Here is a 26,427-nt window from a genome sequence, read left to right as displayed (position 1 = left end):
ACCTATGCCTGATTCGCTAAAATTGCCTGTTGCATTCGCTCAAGATCAAAATCCCGAGTAATCACAGCTTTACCTAATTGTTGCAACAACACCAGACGCAATTGTCCATTCAAGACTTTTTTGTCATGGGCCATATATGCCAGGAAATCATCAAGAGGGATTTTAGGACAAACGATCGGAAGTTTGGCACGAGAAATGATTTTTTTTGTACGCTCCAGATCACCTTGAGAAATCCAGCCCATACGCTGTGATAAATCTGCCGCCATGACCATACCTGTTGCAACAGCCTCGCCATGTAGCCAGACACCATACCCCAGATAAGATTCAATCGCATGTCCAAAAGTATGCCCCAGATTCAATAGAGCACGTTCCCCTTGCTCTTTTTCATCATTGGCGACAATCCGGGCCTTGTGCGCACAGGAACGATAAACGGCCTCAGCCAGTAGTTTCTCATCACGACTGACCAGAGCATCCATATTCTCTTCAAGCCAGAGCAGAAATGATTCATCACCGAGTAGCGCATACTTAATCACTTCAGCCAAACCGGCCGCAAGTTCACGATCGGGTAAAGTAGAAAGTTGCGACATATCGGCCAGCACCACTTGCGGTTGCTGGAACGCACCAATCATGTTTTTACCCAGTGGATGATTAATCCCGGTTTTTCCACCGACACTGGAATCGACTTGAGACAGTAAAGTCGTCGGTACCTGAATGAAATACACGCCACGCTGGAAACATGCCGAAGCAAAACCGGCCATATCGCCAATCACACCACCACCGAGCGCAAGCACCGTACAGTCCCGGTTAAAACCAGCTTCAAGCAATGCATCAAAGATCAGATTCAGATGCTGGCTATCCTTATATTTTTCACCATCGGGCAAAATACAGGTCGCAACATGCTTGTCTAAAGCTGCAATCGCAGTTTGATAATGCTGCAAATAAAGTGGCGCAACCGTGGTATTGCTCACAATCATCACTTGCTTGCCATGAATATAGGGAGCCAATAAGGCCTGTGGATCAAGATCGCTCCCGATAAAAATAGGGTAACGACGTTCTCCGAGTTCTACATATAAGGTTTGCATGTTTGATTAACCACTTTATTCAATGAACTTAGTTTTTGGAAGTAATGAGATTGAGAATCCGCTGCGCCAGATCTCGTGCCGCACCCTGATTGGTCTCAATGATATGATGTGCCACTTCCCGATACAAGGGGTCACGAACTGCCAATAAATCACGTAACTTTTGTTCCGGATTTTCGACTTGGAGGAGTGGACGGTTTTTATCGCGATAGGTACGCTGTAGTTGAATTTCAACCGGCGTATAGAGATAAACGACAATCCCACGCTGTTTCAGATAGTCTCGATTCAAGACCTGAGTAATGGCACCACCGCCAGTGGCTAAAACTAAATGGGGGCGTGAAGTCAGTTCATTAATTACAGCAGTTTCACGGTCACGAAAACCCTGTTCCCCTTCTTTCTCAAAAATCCAAGGAATCGTCGCACCTGTTTTACGTTCAATTTCATGATCACTATCTAGAAATTCGCGTCCTAACAATTCTGCGAGATGTCGTCCTACTGTTGTTTTACCGGCCCCCATCGGCCCTACCAAATAAAGATTTGGTAGGGTTTCAAACTCTTTGCTTGGCAAGGAGTCACCTATTCGTTTTGTTAAATTCAAAATATATTAATGATTTCTTGAAACACTGTCATTAACAATTCGAGGTGTAACGAAAATCAGTAACTCACGCTTGTTATCCGATTTTAAATCTTTACGGAATAAACGCCCTACATAAGGAATATCCCCCAGGAATGGCACCTTGGTTTGTGCATTACGGGTTTCCTGCTCAAAAATCCCACCCAGGACCACTGTTTCACCATTATCCACCAGCACATTGGTATTGATCTGGTTTTTATTAATAGTCAATTGTCCGGTCGGCGTTGGGTTGCCTGGGGAGTCACTGGTAATATTCAACTCCATCTGCACTTTCCCATCTGGAGTAATACTTGGCGTGACATCCAGACTCAAAGTCGCATCAATAAACTCAGTAGTGGATACAGCATTGGCCCCTCCACCTTCAGCAGATTGATACGGAATTTGTGAACCAGATGCAACCGTGGCTTTTTGCTTGTCTGCTGTGAGTACTTTTGGTGTTGAAATGACTTCACCATAGCCATCCGCTTGCAATGCAGACAGTTCAAGATCCAGCATAAAATCAGAGAGACTAATCAAACCAAAGGCAATACGGCTGGCGCCCGGACTGGTGACACCCAAGTCTACATTCAGGTTTTGTGGACGCTGAATTTCATAAGTATATCCGCCCAAATCACTTTCTTGCGGATCTCTAAGATCCCACAATGTCGTATCGCTACCACCGACCAGAAGGCTATTATTGTTGGTAATGCCTTGTGACAGAATCCCCCACTTCACCCCCATTTCTTTGGTGAAGTCAGTGGTGGCACGTACAATACGCGCCTCAACCATCACCTGCTTGACCTGTACATCGAGCAGATCCACCATATTCCGGATTTTATCGATAAAAGGCTGGGTATCATTCACAATAATAGTATTGGTTCGTGCATCAATAGACACTGAACCACGTGAACTTAATAAACTTTCTTTATCATCATTATTCGTGGTGTTACTTGAACCACCCGAACTAGATGCACCTTTATTTTGAGTGATCAGTTTTTCAATATCTGTAGCTTTAGCATAACTCAGCTGCATATATTCAGTCTGAATAGGGGCAAGTGCAACGCTCTGCTTCAAGGCTTTTGCCTCTTCCTCTTCTGCCTTAATCAATTCTGTCACTGGTGCAATCCAGATCACATTACCATTACGGCGTTTATCCAGGTTTTTGGTTTTCAGTACAATATCCAGTGCCTGATCCCAAGGCACTTCTTTTAGGCGCAAGGTAATATTGCCTTGTACACTATCTGCTGCCACCATATTGATATCGGTAAAATCAGCCAAAAGCTGTAGTACACGACGTACTTCAATATCCTGGAAATCGAGTGAAATTTTCTTGCCGCTATAAGCCACGGTCTTCGGACGTAGCGGACTCTTGGCTTCCGGACGTTTCAAACTAATGGTCAGCTTATTATCCGTTTGATAAGCCATATATTCATAACTTTCCCCGGACTGGATCGTAATCACGCCTGATCCATTTTGATTCACTGCATCCACACTCGACACAGGCGTCGCAAAATCATTCACATTCAGACGACGGGTCAAATGCGTCGGGATCTTCGTGCCTAAGGTTCGAACAATGATTTTAGTCCCCTGCTGCTGTACATCGACCGGGGTGTTGTTGCCTGCCAGGTCAATCACCACCTGACCTTCACCTTGAGCCCCACGCTGGAAACTGATATTGCTAATTCCCTGAGCTGACTGCTGTAATACCGGTTGAACTGTCGCGACTGGCGTGGCTGAGTTGATTTTCAGGATAAAGGTATTCCCTTCAACTCGCGTGGTAAAGGCACCAGCATCTGCCAGATTAACAGTCAAACGGGCACGTTGTGCATCCGAAGTCACATCGACCGAACTGGCTTCACGTGTTGCCACCGGAATATTGCTTTGCTTTAAGTTTTGTTGGGCCTGGTCAAAATCTAAAATTAGACGCGAAGGTGATTCTAATTGATAGGCTTGTGGCTGTGGTGGCAAACCATTGAACATCACCCGAATTTCAGTTCCTTGTCCAGGAAGCTGCATAGCTACGATATTGGTCACGGCTACCTGTGCGCTGGCTGCTTGCATCACCGCAATCGCAACAGCACCCATTGAAAACTGACGAAACACACGATTCATTGTATTAGCATCCCCAAAAATAAATTCTTTAATACTCTTATTCATTGTTATTCCCTAAAACTTATGGTGCCGGCCCAATCAGAACCAGACTTCGCGGACGCTCCACATATCCTTCACGGCCATCTGGAATAATCTCAATCAAATCGATCTGCGTTGGTGTAATACCACTCACACGACCATGATTAAGCCCCATATAGCTACCACGCTGTATCCGTTCAATCTCGCCATCCGGTGTCTGGATTAAAGCCAGAATCTGTCCGGCCTGATTACGCATGCTGCCTTTCATGCTCAAGGTTTCCAGAGGATAACTTTCCAGTGGTTGCAATTGACGTGATAAATTTGGATAAACCCGTTTCCCTGCCATAATCTTTAGCTCGGCAGCCAGAGAACTCGGTAGAAAAGGACTTTTGATCTGATGTGCTGCATAGTTGAAGGTTTCAACTGGCATAAAATCGGGTGCAGGTTCAATCGGCAAAGGTGGCTGGTTACGAATATTGGCCATTTCCTGATTGACTGCATCAATACGTGAATCGCATCCCAGCAATACCAGTCCAAGCGCTAAAACTGAAGTAATTTTAATCCTATTCATTACTGCGCCCCCTGAGTCGTGCTCGTACCTGCTGAAGAAGCCTCGGCATTGCCCACATAACGATAGGTTTTGGCCTTGACCACATAATCAATCACCGGAATCTCAGACTTTTTCTCTTTATTCTCAGTACCGGTAATGGTGAAATCATGTAAGGTAACAATACGCGACAAGCCTGCAATACTGCTGACAAAAGAACCAAAAGCGTGGTAATCCCCAGTCGCTTCAATCGCAATTGGCTGTTCAATAAAGAACTCTTGCTTAATTTCAGGTTCCAGACGGATATTTTTAAACTTCAGACCTGAATTGACACCGCTCAGGTTAATATCCTCAACCAGACCCGGAATTTCAGTTTCCTTCGGCAATTGTTCTAATTGCTGGTTAAAACGTGCTTCCATTTCCTGAAGCTGAATCTGATATTGTTGTAGATTACGTAATTTTGATTCCTTTTCACGAAACTCATTCAGCAGGTTTTGTTCCTGGGCACTGGCTTGTGAAATCGATTCAATCGTACTTCTGGTCAGAGCAAAATAAATCAGCATAAATACCAAGATAACAATAAAAATCCAGCAGCTAATCTTGACCGATAAAGGCCAGCTGCCATAATTATTAGGATCTAGGGTATTGAATTGCTGAAAAAATTTCTCAACTGTCATTTTATTTTTAGGTACAGCCACGGCATCCTGGCTGAACTCATCGAATTTTTCATTACTCATGATGATGCCCCCGGAGTGGTATTGGCTGCTTGCTGTTCTTCATTCAGTACCGGTTCAGCGATCTGATCCAGATCCACAGTCACGGTAAAGCTGCCATAAGACTCTTCAACACGTGGAATAATCGAGCTCGGTGCCTTTTCTTTGGATTCTTCAGCCACCAGAAAGGCATTCATAAAGGCGTTTCGGTACCAGGAGGAAGCTTCCAGATTACGCAGTAATTCTGCTACGGTATTTGGACTCTCGGCTCGACCTTCGATGCTAAATTTATCGCCAGTACGCTGAAACTTGGTGATGTACATATTGGCTGGTGTCACCCGTACAATTTCATCAATCAAATGCACCGCGATCGGACGTTGCGTTTGCAAGCCCTGAATCAGCTTCATCCGCTCAACAATGGCATTACGTTGCTCTTGCAAACCTTCTAGCGCTTTTAACTGCACATCCAGATTCTGGTTGGTACTTTGAATCAGCTGATTGGCCTGTTCCTGATCCTGAAGCTTGTGATCATAATAAAACCAGGTTGAACCTGCCGCCGCCAGTCCTAAGAAAAGCGCCCCCACACAGATTGCCACGAATTCATTATTTCTTTTAATTCTTAGCTCATCACGCCAAGGAAGTAAGTTAATCTTTGCCATTAATCAAAACTCCTCAATGCCAAACCACATGCAACCATGAGTGATGACGCGTCATTTTCAATTTTTTTAATATCAATTTGAGGAGAAAAGCCCATTTGCAAAAATGGATTCGCGATCGTGACACGGTAACCGAGTTTTTGTTGTAATAATTTTGCCAGACCTGGAATATTGGCATTCCCGCCGGCCAATAAAATATGATCAATCTCATTAAACTGAGACGATGAAAAGAAGAATTGTAATGACCGCGCTGCCTGTTGCACCACGGCATCCAGGAACGGTTCTAGCACTTCAATATCATAGTCATCTGGCAAAGCACGGGTTTTTTTAGCACGCCCGGCTTCTTCAAAAGACAGACCATAACGGTTCTGAATTTCCTGAGTCAGCTGTTTGCCACCGAACACCTGCTCACGGGTATAAATAATTTTGTTGTTCTGCATGACAGACAAGGTGGTCATACTATGACCAATGTCTAAAATACCGACAGTATTTACCCCCATCGGCAAAGTATCCGAAAACACTTTAAAAGCATTTTCCAGCGCAAAACTTTCTACATCCGCGATCTTGGGTGTCAGTCCGGCAATTTCCAAAACTTCAGAACGTGCTTCAATATTTTCAATGCGGGTTGCCACCAACAGCACATTGACCCGGTTTGGATTGGCAAGACGGTCAGGCAGAACTTCAAAGTCCAGACTGGCTTCATCGAGTGGGAACGGAATATACTGTTCTGCATCCTCACGAATCTGAACTTCACGCTCATCATTCGACATGTCTGCATCCATCTCGATAGTTTTGGTAATCACCATAGAGGTTGGAATGGCAAAAGCGGCATGATTCGACTGGGTGTTGGCCAAATTAATTGCACGCCCAAGGGCATCCGCGACTGCTTCCGGGTTTAAGACGTTTTTTTCAACAACACTGTTTTCCATTAATGGGACCAAAGCATAGCTCTCTACCCAGTAACGGCTACTTTTTACAGAAAGCTCCAAAACCTTAACAGAAGTCGAACTAATATCAACTCCTATTAACCCCTTATTTGGTTTACGATATAACCTGCGCACAATATAATTCCTATTATTTTTTTGTCCCCAATTAAATCTAACTTACCAATCGATCCGATCTATAATTTTATATAGATACAATAACTCATCTAACAATATGTATATCTAAAGGATATACTGATCGGTAATTAGTTCGCCATTAGCTCTTATTAAAACTTACTTGTTATGAAAAAGCTATCTTGTTCAGGCCTTGTTCACCCATTTTTTTTGATCATTATCATTATCCTGATCTCAATTCCGATGGGTTTCTATGGCATGTATCTCTATATTGCCCCATCTTTGCCTGAAATGTCCACGCTGAAAAAGGCGCCTTTATTAAAGCCTTTACAAGTTTTTAGTTCAGATAATGAATTAATTGCTGAGTATGGTGGCAAGCTTTCTGTTCCCGTGAAATATGAACAAATTCCATCCGAGTTTATTCATGCTTTCCTCGCCGCTGAAGATTCCAGCTTTTTCGAGCATAGCGGAATCAGTTTTAAAAGCTTAGGCCGCGCAGTCAGTGAAAGTATCACCGGTTCGGATGTGCAGACCGGTGGTTCCACTATCACCATGCAGGTGGCGAAAAATTATTATCTCAGCCCCGAACGAACACTCAAGCGTAAACTGACTGAAATTTTTCTGGCCCGTAAGATTGAGCAAAGCCTGACCAAAGAAGAAATTCTGACACTGTATGTGAATAAAATCTTCTTGGGTAAAAATGCCTACGGGATCGCAGCAGCAGCCAAAATTTACTATAACAAGAGTTTAGAAGAACTTTCGATTGCGCAAATGGCCATGATTTCAGGCTTACCTAAAGCACCTTCTCGATATAATCCGGTGGCCAATCCCAAACGTGCTCTCGAACGTCGCAACTGGATTTTAGGACGTATGCTGCAACTGGGCTATCTGAACCAGAGTCAGTATCAACAAGCGATTGCTGAACCCATCAATCTGGATATGCCTGACCGCAGTACCCGCAATAAATTCCCTTATGTCGGTGAGATGGTGCGTTCTGAACTGGTACAAAACTTTGGCGAACAGGCGGTAGATTCTGGCTACAAGGTCTATACCACCATCCATAGTGAACGCCAGACCTATGCAGAACAGGCGGTACAAGAGGGTCTGGAAGCTTATGACCGTCGACATGGCTGGCGTGGTGCTGAAGCACATGATCAACCGCTGGAAAATTTCCGTGCCTATGCCAACACCTACCCTGCTCAAGTGACCAAGGTTGGCAATTCCAGTTTTGAAGCGTTGATGCAGGATGGCACCACGGTAACTGTACCGTGGTCCGGTATGTCTTGGGCGCGCCCCTTTCGCAATGTCAACAGTGTAGGTGGTGCGCCGAGCAAAGCTTCCGAGATTGTCAAAGTCAAAGATATTATACGTTTACGACCGAATCAGAATAAAACCTCGTGGTCGCTGGTACAAATTCCAAATGTGCAAGGACAGTTGATTGCCATCAATCCAAATAATGGTGCAATTGAAGCCATTGTGGGCGGATACAACTTTTATCAGTCGAAATTTAACCGTGCAATCCAGGGCTGGCGTCAACCCGGCTCTACGATTAAGCCTTTTGTTTATGCACTGGCTTTAGAACGAGGCATGACACCGCATACCATGGTGAATGATGCGCCAATTACCATTGGCAAATGGACACCTCGTAATTCAGATGGTCGTTATCTGGGGATGATCCCGCTACGCCGCGCACTTTATCTTTCGCGCAATACCGTTTCAGTGCGTTTATTACAGGCTGTCGGGATTGAACGTACCCGTCAGCTGTTTATGGATTTTGGTTTACAGGACAATCAGATCCCGCGTAACTATACCATTGCACTCGGCACGCCTCAGGTTCTGCCGATTCAGATGGCGACAGGTTATGCGACTTTTGCCAACGGCGGTTACCGGATCCAGCCACATTTCATTAACCGTATTGAAGATGCCTATGGCCATACCATTTTTGAGGCTCAGCCTGAATATGCGTGTATTTCATGTATCAATACCGAAGAAGAATCTGCTCAACCTGCCGACACCATGACCGCAGATGATGAAGCGATTGCAATCAACAATACAACTCTAGAACAGAAACAGGCTGCACCCAAAGTCTCTGCCGAAGACAGTAATTATCGTCAGGCACAGCGTATTTTAAAATCCAGCTCTGCCTATGACATGGCCAATATTCTGCGTGATGTGATTCAGCACGGTACCGGCCGTGCGGCCTTAAGAATCGGGCGAAATGATATTGGGGGCAAAACCGGAACCACCAATGACGCCAAAGATGCCTGGTTCGCAGGGTTCAATGGCAAACTTGTTACCATCACCTGGGTCGGCTTTGACCAGCCTAAAACCTTGGGACGCCGTGAATATGGTGGTGTGGCAGCCTTACCGATCTGGACCGACTTTATGGGCAATGCCTTAAAAGGTCAGCCAGAAGCATGGGTGCGTTTAGACCGTAATGCCAAGGCACCAGTGAATCGAAGCAAGGTAGTTCAGGGTGATGAAGCGCAGAATGATCCGTCTTCACCACCAATGGCCACTGCACTTTACCGCCCGGCACCTGTGGTCGTCCCGAAACGGACAGAAACGGATTTCGAAGATCTGCCAGGACAGGAAATTACTGTGCCAGATGCTGCTGAAACAACTGCTCCGCCAGAACAGCCGCTTCAACCAAGTAAAGTGGACGCTTTAGAAAACCTGATTCAAGAAGTGCAATAACCACAACCGACAAACTAGTATAAAAAAGCCCTCAACAATGAGGGCATTTTTATCGGTGAATTTTTATTTTTTCTGAAACAGATAGATCTGATATTGCGCCAGCAATTTAAACTGATCCTGCTGTTCAAGTGCCAGACGGCGTTCAGGTTTGGCCTTGTAAGCATACGGTGTCATAGCAATCAGGTTTTTTAAATCTGTCTGTGGCAAAGTCATCGGGGCATCAATCACCTGCTCACTGAGCAGATCAAATTCATCTTGCAGTTGCTCAACAAACTTTTGCGGTTCGTGGGGTTTCACTTCTTCAAAAAGTGCCTCACGCATCGCATATAAATGCTGTGGCGCAGGTGTCACCACCATTAAATAACCTTCAGCTTTTAAAACCCGTAAAATTTCCTGTTTTGGGATCGGACTGAACAGGCTGGTACACATATCAATCGACCCATCCAGCACCGGTAAAGTCGCCCCGGTTCCTACGACCCAGGTGATATTTTTATTGAGCTTGGCCGCGACCTGAACGGCATTTTTGGCAATATCCACCCCGACGCATTGCAGCACTTCAGCCTGCATGGCATCGGTATAGTAGCCTTCACCACACCCAATATCTAAAAGATTTTCAATACGCAGCTCTCGCAGCTTCTCCACCACGGCCTGTTGCAAAGGCGCATAATGACCCGCACTCAAAAATGCACGACGTGCCTGGACGGACTCAGGCGTATCCCCAGGATTTTTACTGTGTTTATGTTGCACCACATGCAGGTTCACATAGCCTTGCTTGGCCACATCATAGCTATGATGATTCTCACATCGCCATGTTCTTTCATTTAAGCTCAACTGCTGGCGACAGACTGGGCACATGAGTAAATTCATCATTCTCTCCAAAACAAAAAAGCCGGCCTGCGCCGACTTTTTTCAATGCATCTCTTAGCGCAATTTTAAGGTCATTAGACCCAAAACCACCAGCATAATCGTAATAATCCAGAAACGAATGACGACTTGAGTTTCACGCCAGCCTTTCTTTTCATAATGATGATGCAGCGGTGCCATCAGGAACACGCGTTTATTGCGCATTCTTAATGAACCAATCTGCAAGAATACTGAAATCGCTTCGACCAAGAATACACCCGCCATAATCGCAAAGACGATTTCCTGGCGAACCATCACGGCAATCGTCCCCAACATCGCACCCAGCGATAAAGCACCGACATCACCCATAAACACTTGCGCAGGATGGGCGTTATACCACAGGAATGCCAGACCGGCACCAATCATCGCCGCACAGATCACCACCAGTTCAGAGGAATATTTCACATAGGGAATATGCAGGTAATTGGCAAAACGCACATCTCCGGCCAGATAGGCAAATACACCCAGACCTGCTGCAACCAGTACAATTGGCATAATCGCCAGACCATCCAGACCATCGGTGAGGTTTACCGCATTGGATGCACCATTGATCACAAAATAAGTGAAAATAATGAAGCCAATCCCCAGTGGAATAGCCGACAGCGGAATCGTCAAATCTTTAAAGAATGGAATCAAAAGATCCAGCATATTCGCGGTATGTACCGGATTGGTCTGCTGCTGTGCAATCACATACAGGGCAATACCGACTCCCAATGCACCGACCGAAGTCCAGAAGAATTTTTTCTTCGCAGGCAGACCGGCATTGTCTTTATAACGGATTTTAATCCAGTCATCCGCCCAACCCACGGCACCGAAGATGACCATCACCGCCAGTACAATCCAGACATAAGGATTGGAAAGATCCGCCCAAAGCAGGGTCGAAATACCGATTGAAAGCAAGATTAGTACCCCACCCATGGTCGGTGTACCCATTTTCTTGGCATGGTTTTCAGGGGCATACGAGCTGACCGCCTGACCATATTTGAGTGCCTGAAGCTTGCGAATCATGATAGGACCCAGCACCAGACCAATGGTCAATGCCGTCAGGACACTGAGCAACGCACGTAAAGTTAAATAACGAACCACCTGAAACGTGCTGTCAAAGCCCGCCAAATGTTCAAAGAGCCATAACAGCATTTAGAGTTTCTCCATCAATGCAGCCATCAATGTTTCCATATGGGTATAACGCGACCCTTTAAACAGAAATGACATCGGCTGAGGTTGATGTGTTTCAATCAAATGAATTAAAAATGGCAATGCCTGCTCCTGATTCAGGAAAGCCTGCATTTTCTTGCCATATTGGGTACTACGTGCACCTTCCTGTGCGGCAGGTGCAAATTCACCCACAGCCACCACAAAGTTAATGCCTTTGACCGAGACCAGATCTCGACCCAGCTTATAATGTTCCATCGCAGCCGATGAACCGAGTTCACCGATATCACCGGTCACCATGACCCGAATGCCCTGCTGCTGTGCCAAAACTTCAGCTGCTGCACGCATTGAACCAGGATTGGCATTGTAGGTATCATCAATCAGCAAATACTGTTTGTGTTGAATAAAATTCAAACGGCCTTTGGCACCCACAGCCTGCTCCAGACCGGCCACAATATCATCCAGACCAATCCCGATTGCCAAAGCAAAGGCAGCTGCTGCTGTGGCATTTTCAACATTATGTTCACCGGCAAAGGGCAGCTGAACTGTTTTCGAAGCTTGTGGTGTATTCAGGGTAAAGGTAGAAGATTGCGCATCGAGCACGACATCGCTGGCATACACCTCACCGCCGGCACCAAAACTTAAGCTTTGTTCAGTTTTGATTGCCTGACGAATGGTTTCAGTAAAATCATCTGCGGCAGGAATAATCGAGGTTTCTGTAATATGCGCGTAAATTTCAGATTTGGCAGTACAAATGCCATCACGGCCGCCGAATTCACCCAAATGCGCAGTCCCGATATTAATAATCCCGGCTACATGGGGCTGTACCATGTTTGAGGTGTACTCAATTTCGCCCTGATGACTTGCACCCAGCTCCATCACTGCATACTGATGTTCGGGACGTAATTCGAGCAACATCACCGGTACGCCGAGGTCATTATTCAGGTTGCCACGCGTGATCAGTGTCGGCGCAAGACGAGACAAGATGCTCCCCAGCATTTCCTTGGTGGTGGTCTTGCCACTGCTGCCGGTCAAGGCAATGACTTTGAGCTGAGGATTCTGCTGACGACGGTATGCGCCCAACCGCCCTAGTGCCAAACGGGTATCGTCTACGACAAGCTGGCAGATATCAATATCGAGCGGTCGACTGACGATCGCAATCTGACAGCCGCTTGCTGCTACTTGTGCCACAAAATCATGGGCATCAAAGCGCTCGCCTTGCAGCGCAAGGAAAGCATCCCCTTGTTCAGCATCACGCGAATCGGTCAGAATACGTTTGATGGCGTCTGCCGGTTTTTTATTATTGAGCCAATCGCCTTGAGTCGCTTGTTCAAGCTGTTCTGCTGTCCAAGGTGCAAGTGGCACGGTACTGGTTGTTGAGGTATGCATATCTGAATCCTAATACGCTGGATAAGCTGAATCTGCGCTGTGATGCTGGGCATCAATCGCGGCTTGCACTTCGACCACATCATCAAACCAGTGACGTACACCATCAATTTCCTGATAATTTTCGTGACCTTTGCCTGCAATCACCACGATGTCCCCTGCCTGCGCGTGTTTAACGACAAACTTGATCGCTTCACGACGGTCATGAATTTCATGGTAGCTTTTGCCTAAAAAGTCGATGCCATTTTTCATATCGGCAAAAATTTGTGCAGGATCTTCGGTTCGCGGATTATCGGAAGTCAAGACCGCAATATCCGAACCTTCTAATGCTGCTTGGGTCATGAGTGGACGCTTGCCGCGGTCACGATCGCCGCCACAGCCAAAGACGGCCCAGAGATTTTGCGCAACATGACGTTTTAAAGTGATGAGAACCTGAGTCAAGGCATCAGGTGTATGCGCATAATCCACTACAAATAGGCGCTCGCCATCACGCAGCACCTGCATCCGGCCTGGTGCACCTTTGAGCTGTGGTACAGTCGCAATCAAGCTGCTTAAATCAAATCCGGCCTGCTCTGCCATGATCAGACTGGCGACCAGATTTTCAATATTGAAATGTCCAAGCAGCGGACTGTTCACAACATATTCAGCAGAAGCCGTTTTCAGCTTAAAGGCCGCACCTGAAATGCTGTATTGAATATCCTGAACCTGATAATCCGCAGCTTGACGGGTTGAATAGGTCAAAATTTCTGGCTGTGAGGGATTGTTGCGCGCTGCATCAATCATGATATGAGCATGCGCATCATCCAGGTTGATGACAGCCACTTTTAAACTTTCAAATTTAAATAAAGCAGATTTGGCTTCTGCATAGGCTTGCAGCGTCCCGTGATAATCCAGATGATCGCGACTTAAATTACTATAGCCCGCAATCTCGATATCACAGCCATTCAAGCGACCTTGCTCCAGACCATGCGAACTGGCTTCAATCGAGGCAAATTTAGCACCGGCTTGAGCATAAACATGCAAAGCATTTTGCAATTGCAAAGCATCGAGCGTGGTATGCGACGAGGCTTCCAGATTTGGCAAAATCCCGTTACCTGTCGTCCCCATCACTGCACAAGCTTTGCTTTGTAACATGAACAGTTCCGCAACCAAACGTGAAATCGTGGTTTTACCATTGGTGCCGGTCACTGCAAGAATACCTGCAGCCTGAACAGGTTGGCTGGCTTGTAAGTATTGTTTTTGCCACTGTCCCATCAAATGTCGGACATCAGCAACCACTAGATTGGGTGAGATATCCAATTCGATTTCAGAAATCACCGCTAAGGCACCCTGCTCTAAAGCTTTTTGTGCAAATACTGCAGTTTTTTCTGGTTGTGACAGACTGGTCAGGGCAATAAAAATTTGCCCTGCCTTAACTTTACGGCTATCCAGTTCGAAACCCTGAAAGGCTTGGGTCATCCATTCAGCAGTATCTTGAACGGCGTAGAGATCTTTAAATGTAATAGACATTGATCACCTATTTACTGGACTTTGGGAGATTCTAAAGGTTTGTCCAGAGGGACATTCAGCAGACGCAAGGATTCCTGCATCACGCGTGCAAATACCGGTGCCGATACCGTACCACCGTAATAGGTGCCTTGCGGATTTTCGACCACCACCACCATGGCAATACGCGGATCACTCACGGGCGCTACGCCAGCAAACAAAGCCCGATATTCATTGGTAGAATAGCCTTTACGATCGGCACGCAGTTTATGCGCAGTACCGGTTTTCCCTGCCACACGATAACCCGGAATTGTCGCGCGCGTGGCGGTACCGCCAGGCAGAGTTGCTACTTCGAGCATAAGCAAGACCTGATCTGCAATATTGGCATCAATCATTTGCTCACCCTGCGGCTGTTCTTCCAGCTTGTACAGGCTCAGCGGCATTCTCACACCCTTATTGGCCAGCATGGCATAAGCATCCGCCATTTGCAGCACAGTAGCATTCAGACCATAACCATAGGACATGGTTGCCACTTCTGACACATTCCATTTACTTGGTGGCAAGATCAGACCGGCACTTTCACCCGGGAATTTTACTGCTGAGCGTGAGCCAAAACCCAAGCGTTTATAGAAAGTAGGTAGAGTTTCATACGGCAAAGACAAGGCCAGTTTGGCGACACCCACGTTCGAAGATTTCTGGATAATACCGCCCAGTGTTAACTGACCATAGTTATGCGTATCACGAATGGTGTGATTGCCAATTCGCATACTGCCCGGTGTGGTGTTGACCACTGAATTGGCCGTATATTTACCACTTTCCAGAGCCATTGCCACAGTGAAGGGCTTCATGGTCGAACCCGGTTCGAAGGAATCCACTGCACCACGGTTACGCATGGCATCCTTGTTCAGCAGACCATTTTTATCATTCGGGTTATATGATGGCCAAGATGACAAGGCCAGAATTTCCCCGGTTTTTACATCGACCGCAATCGCAGTCGCAGAACGGGCATTATTGGCCACACCTGCCGCAGTCAATTCACGGTACATAATATATTGCAGACGCGAGTCAATACTCAGGGTGATATTCTCGCCCGGCTCGACTTCTTTAATCACTTCCGGCTCTTTAACCCGGTTGCCTTTTTTATCCCGGATAATCTGCTGCTCACCATCTTCACCTGCCAGACGGGTATTGAGCTGCATTTCCAGACCTTCAATCCCGGTGCCTTCACTATTGGTCAGACCAATAATCTGTGAATTGGGCTGTGGCTGCGGATAATAACGTTTGTAGTTTTTCTCGGTATACACGCCTTGAAAATTACGCTTCATGATCAGTTCGGCCTGTTGTGGCGGAACTTCTTTTTTCAGGATCAGATAACGAGAACGCGGGCGTTCTTGCATTTTTTTGCGTAGTTCTGCCCGATCCATACCGACTGCATCGGCCAGTTCATCCAGATTCAGGTTTTTATCCGGCAACTGGCGTTTCAGCTTGCGGCTATCTGGCTCTTTTTCTAGTGCCAATATGGTCTCGTCATAGAGTTTTTTATTGTCAAAATAGTCACGTGGATCAATCACGATTTTCATGATCGGCGTACTGATCGCCAGCGGCACCCCATTACGGTCATAAATCACGCCACGCATGGCCTTGATGGTATTGGTTCTTAAAATATTGGCATTGGCTTTATTTTGCAAAAAATCCTTATTGATAATCTGCACATAGAAGGCCCGGCAAATCAGTGTAATAAAACACAGCAACACCACCGCCCACATGATATAGAAACGATTGATATACACATTTGAGGCGTTTTTGTCGGTAACTGATTGTTTTTTACGTACCGCTTGCTTCTTTCTTTTGTCTATCATGTCCGAGCGCTAGCCTTATTTTTTCTCATCTGAAGTTTGTGGTAAAGAAATGACGACACTTTGTGAAACCGGGGGAGAATACATGCGCAGCTGGGTGACAGCACGTGTGCCAATCTGCGCAGTTGCACCAAAAGTTTGCTGTTCAATTAACAAACGCCCCCAATCTGCATTCAGGTCATCACGCTCACGCAGATAAGTGCTCAGTTTTCTGGTGTCCTGACGATATTCAAACACCTGAAATACCACAAAGACTGCACTGATGAAGACCATCAGTATCAAGACGAGATAGATGCAGGCTTGTTTAAGCCACAACTTTTCTGTTTTTTTATCAACCACTTCAGTTTTCATGATGTGCCTATTAAGCTAAACGTTCTGCGACCCGGAGCCATGCACTACGTGAACGAGGATTGGCTTTGACTTCTTCGTCACTGGCTTTTACGCGGGATACCTTCTTTAAACGTCGTGTATCTTTTTGCTGCCCCGGCATTCCCCAGCCAAAATCTTCGTCTAATGTAGATTCTTTTTGAATAAACTGTTTGATCAAACGGTCTTCCAGAGAGTGAAAGCTAATTACGGCCAAACGTGCCTCAGGTTTTAAAACCTCAACTGCTTGAGGCAAGAAGATTTCAATATCTTCTAATTCTTTATTAATAGCAATACGAATCGCCTGGAAAGTACGCGTCGCAGCATGCTTATTTTTTTCCCATTTTGGATGCGCGACTTTCACAATTTCCGCAAGTTGAGCCGTGGTCTCAATCTGCCCTGCCGCCTTGATGGCTTTGGCAATCCGGCGACTATAACGTTCTTCACCGTATTTAAAAATGATATTGGCCAGTGCTTCTTCTTCAATTTCAAGCAGCCATTCTGCTGCAGTTGGACCTTGAGAATTGTCCATGCGCATGTCTAGCGGGCCATCTTTCATAAAACTGAAACCACGTTCGGCCTGATCCAGCTGCGGCGAAGACACGCCTAAATCTGCCATCACCCCATCCACGGTCTCAATCCCAAGCTCAGCCAGTGCGTCTTTCAGATCGGCAAAGCTGGCATGAATAATTTTAAAACGTGGATCCTCTTGTTCTAAGATTGCTGCCGTCTCTAGGGCCTGAGGATCTTTATCAAAGCCATACACACGTGCATGTTCATCTAATTTTGATAACAATAAACGGGTATGTCCGCCACGACCAAAAGTACCGTCTACATAAATTCCCGTATTGCGACCTGCCAACAAGGCATCAATCGTTTCGTGAAGTAATACAGAAATATGTGACATAAAAACTCAATCAATAGGGCGAAAAATTTAACTGCACATTATCACCCTGTTTCAGCAAAGCTCCAAACGACTTTTTGTAGATAAATATTACTTTCCATAGAGAAAACCGTTTTTATTTGAGTGTCGTCAATAAAAAAGCCTCCGCAAGGGAGGCCTGTTTATCTGTAATTCGTCTTCAAATCAGCAGATTAACGTTTTGAGTTATAGATCTGATCAAAAATCGCGCCATTCACAAAATGGGTTTTCTGTGCATTGGCCCAGCCACCAAACACTTCATCAATGGTAAAGGTTTTGATTTTCGGGAATTGTGCTGAATATTTGGCTAATACTTTCTCATTGCGCGGACGGTAGAAATGTTTGGCTGCCATTTCCTGACCCAATGGGGAGTACAGGTAGTTGATATAACCTGTTGCCAACCATTTATTGCCATTTTTATCCACGGTACGATCGACAATGGCCACCGATGGCTCGGTCAAAATCGTAATTGACGGATAAATAATATCGAACTTGTCTTTACCCAAAGTCTTTTGGGTAACCAGTGCTTCATTTTCCCAAGTCAGCAATACATCACCAATACCACGCTCAGCAAACGTGGTCATCGAAGCACGTGCTGCTGAGTCCATCACTTTGACATTTTTATAGAGTTTGCCGACAAAGTCCTGTGCTTTGGCTTTGTTCCCCCCCGGCTGTTTCTCGGCATAGCCCCAGGCAGACAGGTATACCCAACGTGGCAAACCACCGGTTTTCGGGTTGGGGGTAATAATTTCTACGCCTGGCTTGGTCAGATCACTCCAGTCCTTGATGCCCTTCGGATTGCCTTTGCGTACCATAAACACGATGGTTGAGGTATAAGGTGCAGAATTATGCGGAAACTCTTTTTGCCAACCGGGTTGAATCTGACCAGATTTCACGATTTCTTCGATGTCATTGGCCAGTGCCAAAGTCACCACATCGCCTTTTAGGCCATCGACCACCGAACGTGCCTGCTTGCCTGAACCACCATGTGACTGTTTAAAGTTCACATCCAGACCGGTCCGGTTTTTCCAGTAAGCACCAAATGATTTATTGAATTCATCATAGAATTCACGGGTTGCATCATAAGACACATTTAGAAATTGACGATCAGCCGCCTGTGAGGCAGTCGCTGTCAAGCCTAGACCTGTAGCCAATAAGGCAACGCTAAATAACGATTTTAATTGATTTTTCATGAGCGCACGGGAGTTTATCTTGTATAGATATAACTATATGAAATAAAATCATTTATCGCAATTCAACCTACAACATCACAACACGATATAATCAAAGGTTTTTTATTCTTAATCATCTGTTTTTAAAAACAAAATATAGCCAGTCATTTCACTTATTTCGAATATATAGAATTTTATGCATTAAATATAAAAAAAACGGATAACGCTTTATCCATTTTCTTCATTCAATTTAGATTCAAGCTTGTTATCGCTTTTCATTATAAATCTGGTCATAAATCGCCCCATTCACAAAATGGGTTTTTTGCGCTTTTGCCCAGCCACCAAAGACTTTATCAATGGTGAAGGTCTGAATTTTCGGAAATTGGGCGGAATATTTGGCAGCCACTTTGGCATCGCGTGGACGGAAGAAATATTTCGCAGCCAACTCCTGCCCTTTCGGGGAATACAGATAATTCAAATAGCCTTTCGCCAGATTGGCATTGCCATTTTTATTCACATTTTTATCAACGATTGCCACCGATGGCTCGGCCAGAATTGAAATAGAGGGATAGATGATATCGTACTTGTCCTTACCTAGACCTTGCGTTGCCAGCAAGGCTTCATTTTCCCAAGATAATAGTACATCGCCAATACCGCGCTCGGCAAAAGTCGTCAGTGAACCACGGGCACCGGAATCCAACACTTTGACATTTTGATAAAGCCTTTTCACCAGATCTCGGGCTTTGGCATCATTGCCACCGGGCTGTTTCAGCGCATAGCCCCAAGCAGATAGATAGATCCAACGTGGCGCTCCACCAGTTTTCGGGTTAGGTGTAATAATCTCGACACCCGGTTTGGTCAGATCATTCCAGTCCTTGATTTGCTTGGGATTGGCCTTACGCACCAAAAAAACAATGGTCGATGTATACGGTGCTGAATTATTTGAAAACTCTTTTTGCCAGCCTTTCTCGATTAAACCGGCATTGACGATTTCCTCAATGTCATTGGCCAAAGCCAAAGTCACCACATCGGCCTGCAAACCATCGACGACCGAACGTGCCTGCTTGCCTGAACCGCCATGTGACTGTTTAAAATTGATTGTCTGTCCGGTTTCCTGCTTCCAGAACTGGCCAAACTCCTGATTATATTCTTGGTAAAATTCACGGGTCGGATCATAGGAGACATTCAGGAAATTTTTGGCCATTACATTTTGCATGGTGGTTGCAGTAAATATTGTCAAGATTGCGGTTGCTATTATTTTTTTCATGTTATGTGACTCATTATTGAGATAACCACACTGTATAAATAAAAAATAAATATAACAATCATGTGTTTATAATAATATTGATGATCTATTTCTGATTTTGAGATATCTGCTAACAATTAAACCTGGATACATATTCTGCTAAAAAATTAATCTCCTGCTACAATATAAGACAGTTCTTCACGTTCTCTTCACAGTTATCTGTTAAAAATAGGCCGCCAAAAGAGAGAATTACGATTTTTAGTAATTTTCCATAGATGTTATATTAATTTTTTGTAAAAAATGTGACTTGGTTCTACTTCTTTATAATCAACTGTGATTAAATTGTAGACGGAGTATTAAAAAAACATTTTTAACAGAATAAAACCAACCAGAAGCAAGGAGGAAGTTTGGATATGAAATTTAAATTATTCACAGCTAGCATCCTAAGTCTGATCATGCTGTTTTCGATTCAACTGGGTCATGCCGTCGTTGTGAAGACAGATTTGCAGAAGGCCTCAGTCACTACTGTTGAAAGCAAGACATCGCCGATTGAAAAAGCAATTCAACAACAAAAAAGCGAAAAAACCCTGCATACAGACGATAATCTTAAAGTCTTAACTGCGCTGAAAGTCGCACCTTCACAAAATTTCTTTGCAGCACAAAATTATCGCTTTACCCGCTTCGTACAAAGCATATTTTCTAGCGATCATTCTTAATCAGTTTTAACCAACTCGAATAACAGCAGGATTTAAAGCCACATCACTGAATGTTGAATAAAGCATTAAGTGATGTGGCTTTTTCGCTATAATAGAACCAAATTTATATTCTAGATTATATCCGGCTATGACTGTTCGTACTCGTATTGCACCTTCTCCTACAGGTTTTCCTCATGTAGGTACTGCCTATATTGCCTTGTTTAACTTATGTTTTGCTAAACAGCATGGGGGTGAATTCATCCTTCGTATTGAAGATACCGACCAACTGCGCTCAACACCTGAATCTGAAAAAATGATCCTGGATTCATTGCGCTGGCTCGGTCTCAACTGGTCTGAAGGTCCAGATGTGGGTGGCCCACATGCACCGTACCGCCAGTCAGAACGCATGGATATTTATAAAAACTATGCGCTGGAACTGGTTGAAAAAGGTCATGCCTTCTACTGTTTCGCTACTGCCGAAGAACTGGATCAAATGCGTGCTGAACAGCAAGCACGTGGTGAATCTCCACGTTATGACGGTCGAGGCTTAAACCTTTCTCAAGAAGAGGTCGAGCGTCGTTTGGCTGCTGGCGAAGCACATGTGATTCGCATGAAAGTACCGACTGAAGGTATTTGTAAATTTAATGACATGCTGCGTGGTGAAGTCGAGATTCCATGGGCGCAGGTCGACATGCAGATTCTGCTGAAAACTGACGGCTTGCCAACTTATCATTTGGCCAACGTGGTGGATGACCATTTAATGCAAATCACGCATGTGATTCGTGGTGAAGAATGGATTCCGTCTGCACCGAAGCATCAGTTGCTGTACCAGTATTTCGGTTGGGAGATGCCGGTACTGTGTCACATGCCACTGCTACGCAACCCGGACAAATCAAAATTGTCTAAGCGTAAAAACCCAACTTCAATCAACTATTACAAAGATATCGGTGTACTGCCTGAAGCCTTGTTGAACTACTTGGGTCGTATGGGCTGGTCAATGCCAGATGAAAGTGAAAAATTCACATTGGCAGAAATGATTGAACATTTTGATATCAAACGCGTATCACTCGGTGGTCCAATCTTTGATGTTGAAAAACTCAACTGGCTCAATGGTCAATGGATCAAAGCCCTTTCTCCTGCTGAATTGCTCGATACGCTGCTGGCATGGAAAGCAGACCGTGCCAAATTAGAAGAAATCGCAGCTGCGATTCAACCACGTATCAACTTGCTGTCTGAAGCAGTGAACTGGTCTGCGCATTACTTCAACCACTTCCCGACACTGACTCAGGAGCAGTTTGTCAGCAAAAAACTGTCTGACGAACAGGTACGTCAGAGCTTGCAGTTTGCCATTTGGCGTTTAGAAAGCCTGTTCACCTGGAACAACGACACGGTCAGCCAAACCTTGATGGATTTGGCAGCACAAATGGAAATTAAACTGCGTGACTTCATGCCGGCCTTTTTTATTGCCATTGCCGGTTCAACTGCGTCTACCCCGGTGATGCAGACTATGGTCACCATTGGCCCTGATTTGACCTTCGCACGTTTACGTCATGCGCTGGAAATTGTCGGTGGCCCAAGCAAAAAAGAGCTGAAAGTCTGGGAAAAACTCAATGAAAGCTTAAAATTGCCGAAAAATGAAGCGGTTGATCAAGCTTAATTAATTTTTTTGTTGACGTGTGAGCGCGATATCCCTAATATAGCGCTCACACAGACTGGGGTCATAGCTCAGTTGGTAGAGCGCTACAATGGCATTGTAGAGGTCAGGAGTTCGATCCTCCTTGACTCCACCAAATCAAGTCTTGCTTTAGCTGTGTAACGCCTCAATTGTCCCTATCGTCTAGAGGCCTAGGACATCGCCCTTTCACGGCGGTAACCGGGGTTCGAATCCCCGTAGGGACGCCATATTCAAGATTACTTTTGAAGTGGTCTTTTAAAAAACCCAAGCATTATGACTTGGGTTTTTTATTGCCTGTATATTTTATGTTGGGCAATATTTCGGTTTCTTCGCATCTTCCGATAAAATAATCAGTAATTTAGAATTTTGGAGTTGTAATGCAATATCGTTGCCCTAAGTGTCAAAGCCCGAAAATCATGCCGGTGGCCCAGCCAGGTCAAGCAGCTCCACGTCCGGTGGTTCCTAAAAGCCTGATGTTTCTGGTGCCCGCCCTGTTCCTATTATTATTGCTGGTGATCATCAGTATCGCGATGTGGATCTTTGGTGATGGTGCAGGTACAACTTTACAGACTGCAACCGTCATCGTCTTTATTCTTTCTTTGATTGCAGGCTTTATATTCTATAAAGATTTGCCTGATTTTAAAATTTCCATGCAGGCCTTCATGCAGACCCAAAAGAAATGGAAATGTCGCGAATGTAATCATGAGTGGGAAATCTAAGTCATTACCCACCACCCTATAAGCACAAAAACCAGCCCGAAGGCTGGTTTTTTATTTTAAAATCAGGGATTAAACACCAATTTTACGGTATTTTTGACGCTTCGCAACCAGATCATCACCATCGCGCTTACGGCGATATTCTTCAAACTCAGCATAGTTACCGGTGAAGAATTCAGGTGTTTCGCCTTCAAATGACAAAATGTGCGTTGCAATACGGTCCAGGAACCAACGGTCATGCGAGATCACCATCACAGTACCCGGGAACACCAGAATGGCATCCTCAAGCGCACGTAAGGTTTCGATATCCAGGTCGTTTGACGGTTCATCGAGCAAGATTACGTTTGCGCCCATTTGCAGGATTTTAGCCAGTTGTAAACGGTTACGCTCACCACCTGACAATTGACCGACACGTTTTTGCTGATCCTGGCCTTTAAAGTTAAAACGACCGATATATGCACGAGATGCAATTTCGTATTCGCCAATCTTCAAGATGTCTAAACCGCCAGAAACTTCTTCCCAAACCGTTTTGTTGTCATCAAGCGTGTCACGAATCTGACCCACATAAGCCACTTTCACCGACTCACCCAGTACCACAGAACCGGTATCCGGTTGTTGTTCACCGGTCATCATGCGGAACAGTGTGGTTTTACCTGCACCGTTCTCACCGACGATACCCACGATCGCAGCAGGCGGTACAACGAATGATAAATCTTTATACAGGGTACGATCACCAAACGATTTGCTGATGCCTTCAACTTCTACAACCTTGTTGCCTAGACGTGGGCCAGGTGGAATGTAGATTTCAGAGGTTTCGTTACGCTGTTGGAATTCACGCGAGTTAAGCTCTTCAAAACGCTCCATACGCGCTTTGTTTTTCTTTTGCTGGCCTTTGGCATTTGAGCGAACCCATTCAAGTTCTTTTTTCAATGCTTTAGCAAAAGATTCTTCTTGCTTGTTCTCTTGCTCTAGACGCGCATTTTTCTGCTCTAACCAAGAAGAGTAGTTACCTTGGTATGGAATGCCCATGCCACGGTCAAGCTCAAGAATCCACTCAGCCACGTTATCCAAGAAATAACGGTCATGCGTAATCGCAACGATGGTACCCGGGAAGTCTTTCAAGAAACGTTCTAACCAGGCAACAGATGATGCATCTAAATGGTTCGTCGGTTCGTCAAGAAGCAACATGTCTGGCTTAGACAAGAGCAAACGGCACAGTGCCACACGGCGGCGTTCACCACCTGAAAGCAGTTTAACATCGGCATCCCACGCTGGAAGGTTCAGTGCAGCAGCTGCCTGATCCATCTGATTGGCAAGGTTATGTGCATCCCATGCATGGATAATGGCTTCGAGCTTTTCTTGCTCTTTTGCAAGTGCATCAAAGTCAGCATCTTCTGCTGCATATTCTGCAAATACTTCGTCAAGACGTGCCAAAGCATCCAGCGGCTCACGCAGACCATCTTCAACGTTGCCACGCACGTCTTTAGTTTCATCTAAAGGCGGCTCTTGCTCGAGATAACCGATTTTAGTACCTGGTTGTGCACGTGCTTCACCAGAGAAATCTTTATCTACGCCCGCCATAATACGAAGCAAGGTCGATTTACCTGCACCGTTTAGACCAAGCACACCAATTTTTGCGCCCGGGAAAAATGATAAGGAGATATCTTTCAGGATTTCGCGTTTCGGCGGCACCATCTTAGACACTCGGTTCATCGTATAAATATATTGGGCCACGTAGGACTCCTCAACTGAAAAACCAAATGGGGTTAAAACAACCACCCCAGCTCAAAAAAGAGCGAAAAAATAATCGGCTATTATACGCAGAAAGCTGCGAAAACATAAGCCATTGCCATGAACTTCAATGCATTGTTACAAGTTTATTTATGGTGATTTTTCAAACAGCTGATTTAAGTCAAATAAGTGCGTCGAATCCCAATTTATATATGATTATTTCATCTATCTATTTCAGTAAAATTGCACTTTTACTTATATATGAAAATGTTACACTCAAGTCATAAACTTAAACACAAGAAGATCAGTCATAATGAGTTATAAAGCAGAAACCCTTGCGATTCATGCAGGTTATAGCCCTGAAGCCACCACCAAAGCAGTAGCAGTGCCAATTTACCAAACCACATCTTATGCCTTTGACAATACTCAACATGGGGCCGATTTGTTCGATTTAAAGGTACAGGGCAATATCTATACCCGGATCATGAACCCGACCACGGCGGTGTTAGAGCAACGTATCGCCGCACTTGAAGGCGGGATTGGCGCACTTGCTTTAGCGTCTGGTATGGCTGCAATTACCTATGCGATTCAGACCATTGCTGAAGCCGGCGACAATATTGCATCCGTATCTACGCTCTATGGCGGCACCTATAACCTGTTCGCACACACCCTGCCGAAGCAAGGTATTGACGTGCGTTTCTTTGATTATGAAAAACCGGAAAGCTTGCGTAGTTTAATTGATGACAAGACCAAACTGGTCTTTGTGGAATCCATTGGTAATCCACTGGGTAATATTATTGATCTGGAAGAGATTGCAAAAATCGCGCATGAGTACGGTGTGCCTGTGGTCGTGGACAACACGGTGGCAACGCCAGTGCTACAAAAATCTTTTGATTTTGGTGCCGACATTATCGTGCATTCATTGACCAAATATATCGGCGGTCATGGCAATTCGATTGGTGGCATCATTGTCGATAGCGGTAAATTCCCGTGGGGTAAATATCCTGAACGCTTTCCCGCGCTGAATACCCCCGATCCAAGCTACCACGGCGTAAACTATGTCGAAGTTCTCGGTGAAGCGGCTTATATCGCTCGAGCGCGTGTGGTGCCACTACGCAATACTGGGGCTGCGATCAGCCCGCAAAATGTGTTTCTGATCCTGCAAGGTTTGGAGACTTTAAGTCTGCGTATGGAGCGTCATACTGAAAATGCGCTTAAAATTGCGGAATATTTACAGCAGCATCCTAAAGTAAAATGGGTCAATTACGCTGGTCTGAAAGATCATCCACAACATGCCTTGGCACAAAAATATGTGAAAGGTAAACCGTCTGCGATTCTGACCTTTGGCGTAGAGCATGGTCTTGAAGGCGGCACACGTTTTATTGATGCGCTGCAACTGTTTACCCGTCTGGTCAATATCGGCGATGCCAAAAGTCTCGCTTGTCATCCGGCGACCACCACACATCGCCAACTCAATGCTGAGGAGTTAAAATCAGCAGGTGTCAGTGAAGATATGGTGCGACTCTCGATTGGGATTGAACATATTGATGACCTGATCGCGGATCTGGAACAGGCACTAGCGACCGTTTAAAGGCGTGTTTCATCTGACTCAAAACTCCACCCTTTCTG

22 protein-coding genes and 2 tRNA genes are annotated in these 26,427 nt (G+C 45.2%); 7 read left to right on the top strand and 17 right to left on the bottom strand.

What is annotated here, in order from left to right; all coding sequences use genetic code 11:
- Positions 1-2: 2 nt before the first annotated feature.
- The 7 genes from aroB to FTV48_RS02835 are packed head-to-tail and all read right to left on the bottom strand — an operon-like array spanning position 3 to position 6,799.
- The gene (gene aroB / locus FTV48_RS02865; RefSeq protein ID WP_100329400.1) at positions 3-1,082 is read right to left on the bottom strand and encodes a 3-dehydroquinate synthase; all 1,080 of its coding nucleotides are present in this window, start codon (positions 1,080-1,082) and stop codon (positions 3-5) included.
- Positions 1,083-1,110: 28 nt separating this feature from the next.
- On the bottom strand, positions 1,111-1,647 hold the full coding sequence (aroK, locus tag FTV48_RS02860) for a shikimate kinase AroK (protein WP_005094320.1): 537 nt from the start codon (positions 1,645-1,647) through the stop codon (positions 1,111-1,113).
- A 36-nt stretch (positions 1,648-1,683) separates the two neighbouring features.
- On the bottom strand, positions 1,684-3,849 hold the full coding sequence (pilQ, locus tag FTV48_RS02855) for a type IV pilus secretin PilQ family protein (RefSeq protein WP_159516323.1): 2,166 nt from the start codon (positions 3,847-3,849) through the stop codon (positions 1,684-1,686).
- Between the two features lie 16 nt (positions 3,850-3,865).
- Positions 3,866-4,393, bottom strand: a complete 528-nt coding sequence (locus FTV48_RS02850) for a pilus assembly protein PilP (protein WP_005094322.1) — start codon at positions 4,391-4,393, stop codon at positions 3,866-3,868.
- Positions 4,393-5,106: a type 4a pilus biogenesis protein PilO gene (locus FTV48_RS02845; protein WP_005094323.1), complete on the bottom strand. Its 714-nt coding sequence runs from the start codon at positions 5,104-5,106 to the stop codon at positions 4,393-4,395. The genes FTV48_RS02850 and FTV48_RS02845 overlap by 1 nt, the downstream gene beginning before the upstream one ends.
- Positions 5,103-5,741, bottom strand: a complete 639-nt coding sequence (locus tag FTV48_RS02840) for a PilN domain-containing protein (protein WP_005094324.1) — start codon at positions 5,739-5,741, stop codon at positions 5,103-5,105. Before FTV48_RS02840 ends, FTV48_RS02845 begins: the two co-directional genes overlap by 4 nt.
- On the bottom strand, positions 5,741-6,799 hold the full coding sequence (locus FTV48_RS02835; RefSeq protein WP_005168888.1) for a pilus assembly protein PilM: 1,059 nt from the start codon (positions 6,797-6,799) through the stop codon (positions 5,741-5,743). Before FTV48_RS02835 ends, FTV48_RS02840 begins: the two co-directional genes overlap by 1 nt.
- A 165-nt stretch (positions 6,800-6,964) precedes the next feature.
- Between FTV48_RS02835 and ponA the strand changes: the two genes are divergently transcribed.
- Positions 6,965-9,493, top strand: a complete 2,529-nt coding sequence (gene ponA / locus FTV48_RS02830; protein WP_179999323.1) for a penicillin-binding protein PBP1a — start codon at positions 6,965-6,967, stop codon at positions 9,491-9,493.
- 63 nt (positions 9,494-9,556) lie between these two features.
- On the opposite strand, the gene FTV48_RS02825 is transcribed toward ponA, so the two are convergent.
- The 9 genes from FTV48_RS02825 to FTV48_RS02785 all read right to left on the bottom strand — a co-directional run bounded on the left by FTV48_RS02825 (position 9,557) and on the right by FTV48_RS02785 (position 20,002).
- Positions 9,557-10,360 carry a putative RNA methyltransferase gene (locus tag FTV48_RS02825; protein WP_074383634.1) on the bottom strand — a complete coding sequence of 268 codons (804 nt, stop codon included), beginning with the start codon at positions 10,358-10,360 and terminating at the stop codon, positions 9,557-9,559.
- A gap of 54 nt (positions 10,361-10,414) precedes the next feature.
- A complete protein-coding gene (mraY, locus tag FTV48_RS02820; RefSeq protein WP_005094334.1) occupies positions 10,415-11,533 on the bottom strand; it encodes a phospho-N-acetylmuramoyl-pentapeptide-transferase in 1,119 nt (372 codons plus the stop codon).
- Positions 11,534-12,937 (bottom strand): UDP-N-acetylmuramoyl-tripeptide--D-alanyl-D-alanine ligase, encoded by a 1,404-nt coding sequence (gene murF, locus FTV48_RS02815; protein WP_100535224.1) that lies wholly within the window; start codon positions 12,935-12,937, stop codon positions 11,534-11,536. It abuts the gene before it with no gap.
- 9 nt (positions 12,938-12,946) lie between these two features.
- Positions 12,947-14,443, bottom strand: coding sequence for a UDP-N-acetylmuramoyl-L-alanyl-D-glutamate--2,6-diaminopimelate ligase (locus tag FTV48_RS02810; protein ID WP_100329406.1), 1,497 nt, complete (start codon positions 14,441-14,443; stop codon positions 12,947-12,949).
- An 11-nt stretch (positions 14,444-14,454) separates the two neighbouring features.
- Positions 14,455-16,278 carry a penicillin-binding protein PBP3 gene (ftsI, locus tag FTV48_RS02805; RefSeq protein ID WP_005094342.1) on the bottom strand — a complete coding sequence of 608 codons (1,824 nt, stop codon included), beginning with the start codon at positions 16,276-16,278 and terminating at the stop codon, positions 14,455-14,457.
- A gap of 15 nt (positions 16,279-16,293) precedes the next feature.
- Positions 16,294-16,626: a cell division protein FtsL gene (gene ftsL, locus FTV48_RS02800; RefSeq protein WP_005094344.1), complete on the bottom strand. Its 333-nt coding sequence runs from the start codon at positions 16,624-16,626 to the stop codon at positions 16,294-16,296.
- Positions 16,627-16,636: 10 nt separating this feature from the next.
- Entirely contained in the window at positions 16,637-17,548 is a 912-nt protein-coding gene (gene rsmH / locus FTV48_RS02795; RefSeq protein WP_005094346.1) for a 16S rRNA (cytosine(1402)-N(4))-methyltransferase RsmH, read from the bottom strand.
- Positions 17,549-17,736: 188 nt separating this feature from the next.
- Positions 17,737-18,756: a sulfate ABC transporter substrate-binding protein gene (locus FTV48_RS02790; protein WP_005168906.1), complete on the bottom strand. Its 1,020-nt coding sequence runs from the start codon at positions 18,754-18,756 to the stop codon at positions 17,737-17,739.
- Positions 18,757-19,000: 244 nt separating this feature from the next.
- Entirely contained in the window at positions 19,001-20,002 is a 1,002-nt protein-coding gene (locus tag FTV48_RS02785) for a sulfate ABC transporter substrate-binding protein (RefSeq protein WP_179999321.1), read from the bottom strand.
- 392 nt (positions 20,003-20,394) lie between these two features.
- Between FTV48_RS02785 and FTV48_RS02780 the strand changes: the two genes are divergently transcribed.
- The 5 genes from FTV48_RS02780 to FTV48_RS02760 all read left to right on the top strand — a co-directional run bounded on the left by FTV48_RS02780 (position 20,395) and on the right by FTV48_RS02760 (position 23,070).
- On the top strand, positions 20,395-20,697 hold the full coding sequence (locus tag FTV48_RS02780; protein WP_005094351.1) for a hypothetical protein: 303 nt from the start codon (positions 20,395-20,397) through the stop codon (positions 20,695-20,697).
- 127 nt (positions 20,698-20,824) lie between these two features.
- The gene (gltX, locus tag FTV48_RS02775) at positions 20,825-22,333 is read left to right on the top strand and encodes a glutamate--tRNA ligase (protein WP_005168912.1); all 1,509 of its coding nucleotides are present in this window, start codon (positions 20,825-20,827) and stop codon (positions 22,331-22,333) included.
- A gap of 57 nt (positions 22,334-22,390) precedes the next feature.
- A tRNA-Ala gene (locus FTV48_RS02770) sits at positions 22,391-22,466 on the top strand.
- 36 nt (positions 22,467-22,502) lie between these two features.
- Positions 22,503-22,578 (top strand) — tRNA-Glu (locus FTV48_RS02765).
- 150 nt (positions 22,579-22,728) lie between these two features.
- A complete protein-coding gene (locus tag FTV48_RS02760; RefSeq protein WP_074383638.1) occupies positions 22,729-23,070 on the top strand; it encodes a hypothetical protein in 342 nt (113 codons plus the stop codon).
- 69 nt (positions 23,071-23,139) lie between these two features.
- Here FTV48_RS02760 and ettA read toward each other — a convergent pair whose 3' ends face one another.
- Positions 23,140-24,801 (bottom strand): energy-dependent translational throttle protein EttA, encoded by a 1,662-nt coding sequence (ettA, locus tag FTV48_RS02755; protein ID WP_005168915.1) that lies wholly within the window; start codon positions 24,799-24,801, stop codon positions 23,140-23,142.
- Positions 24,802-25,111: 310 nt separating this feature from the next.
- Here ettA and FTV48_RS02750 point away from each other — a divergent pair, with 310 nt between their 5' ends.
- On the top strand, positions 25,112-26,389 hold the full coding sequence (locus FTV48_RS02750) for an O-acetylhomoserine aminocarboxypropyltransferase/cysteine synthase family protein (protein WP_005168919.1): 1,278 nt from the start codon (positions 25,112-25,114) through the stop codon (positions 26,387-26,389).
- Positions 26,390-26,427: the final 38 nt, after the last annotated feature.

Source organism: Acinetobacter sp. YH18001, assembly GCF_013416975.1.
GTDB lineage: Bacteria > Pseudomonadota > Gammaproteobacteria > Pseudomonadales > Moraxellaceae > Acinetobacter > Acinetobacter pseudolwoffii.
Note: the sequence above shows the minus strand (reverse complement) of the source record. Positions and strands in the feature narration are given on the sequence as shown.

Excerpts from the sequence above, each read along its gene's own strand:
- aroB (WP_100329400.1), bottom strand. The coding sequence starts at position 1,082 with ATGCAAACCTTATATGTAGAACTCGGAGAACGTCGTTACCCTATTTTT.
- pilQ (WP_159516323.1), bottom strand. The coding sequence starts at position 3,849 with ATGAATAAGAGTATTAAAGAATTTATTTTTGGGGATGCTAATACAATG.
- FTV48_RS02850 (WP_005094322.1), bottom strand. The coding sequence starts at position 4,393 with ATGAATAGGATTAAAATTACTTCAGTTTTAGCGCTTGGACTGGTATTG.
- FTV48_RS02845 (WP_005094323.1), bottom strand. The coding sequence starts at position 5,106 with ATGAGTAATGAAAAATTCGATGAGTTCAGCCAGGATGCCGTGGCTGTA.
- FTV48_RS02840 (WP_005094324.1), bottom strand. The coding sequence starts at position 5,741 with ATGGCAAAGATTAACTTACTTCCTTGGCGTGATGAGCTAAGAATTAAA.
- ponA (WP_179999323.1), top strand. The coding sequence starts at position 6,965 with ATGAAAAAGCTATCTTGTTCAGGCCTTGTTCACCCATTTTTTTTGATC.
- FTV48_RS02825 (WP_074383634.1), bottom strand. The coding sequence starts at position 10,360 with ATGAATTTACTCATGTGCCCAGTCTGTCGCCAGCAGTTGAGCTTAAAT.
- mraY (WP_005094334.1), bottom strand. The coding sequence starts at position 11,533 with ATGCTGTTATGGCTCTTTGAACATTTGGCGGGCTTTGACAGCACGTTT.
- murF (WP_100535224.1), bottom strand. The coding sequence starts at position 12,937 with ATGCATACCTCAACAACCAGTACCGTGCCACTTGCACCTTGGACAGCA.
- FTV48_RS02810 (WP_100329406.1), bottom strand. The coding sequence starts at position 14,443 with ATGTCTATTACATTTAAAGATCTCTACGCCGTTCAAGATACTGCTGAA.
- ftsI (WP_005094342.1), bottom strand. The coding sequence starts at position 16,278 with ATGATAGACAAAAGAAAGAAGCAAGCGGTACGTAAAAAACAATCAGTT.
- ftsL (WP_005094344.1), bottom strand. The coding sequence starts at position 16,626 with ATGAAAACTGAAGTGGTTGATAAAAAAACAGAAAAGTTGTGGCTTAAA.
- rsmH (WP_005094346.1), bottom strand. The coding sequence starts at position 17,548 with ATGTCACATATTTCTGTATTACTTCACGAAACGATTGATGCCTTGTTG.
- FTV48_RS02790 (WP_005168906.1), bottom strand. The coding sequence starts at position 18,756 with ATGAAAAATCAATTAAAATCGTTATTTAGCGTTGCCTTATTGGCTACA.
- FTV48_RS02785 (WP_179999321.1), bottom strand. The coding sequence starts at position 20,002 with ATGAAAAAAATAATAGCAACCGCAATCTTGACAATATTTACTGCAACC.
- FTV48_RS02780 (WP_005094351.1), top strand. The coding sequence starts at position 20,395 with ATGAAATTTAAATTATTCACAGCTAGCATCCTAAGTCTGATCATGCTG.
- gltX (WP_005168912.1), top strand. The coding sequence starts at position 20,825 with ATGACTGTTCGTACTCGTATTGCACCTTCTCCTACAGGTTTTCCTCAT.
- FTV48_RS02760 (WP_074383638.1), top strand. The coding sequence starts at position 22,729 with ATGCAATATCGTTGCCCTAAGTGTCAAAGCCCGAAAATCATGCCGGTG.
- FTV48_RS02750 (WP_005168919.1), top strand. The coding sequence starts at position 25,112 with ATGAGTTATAAAGCAGAAACCCTTGCGATTCATGCAGGTTATAGCCCT.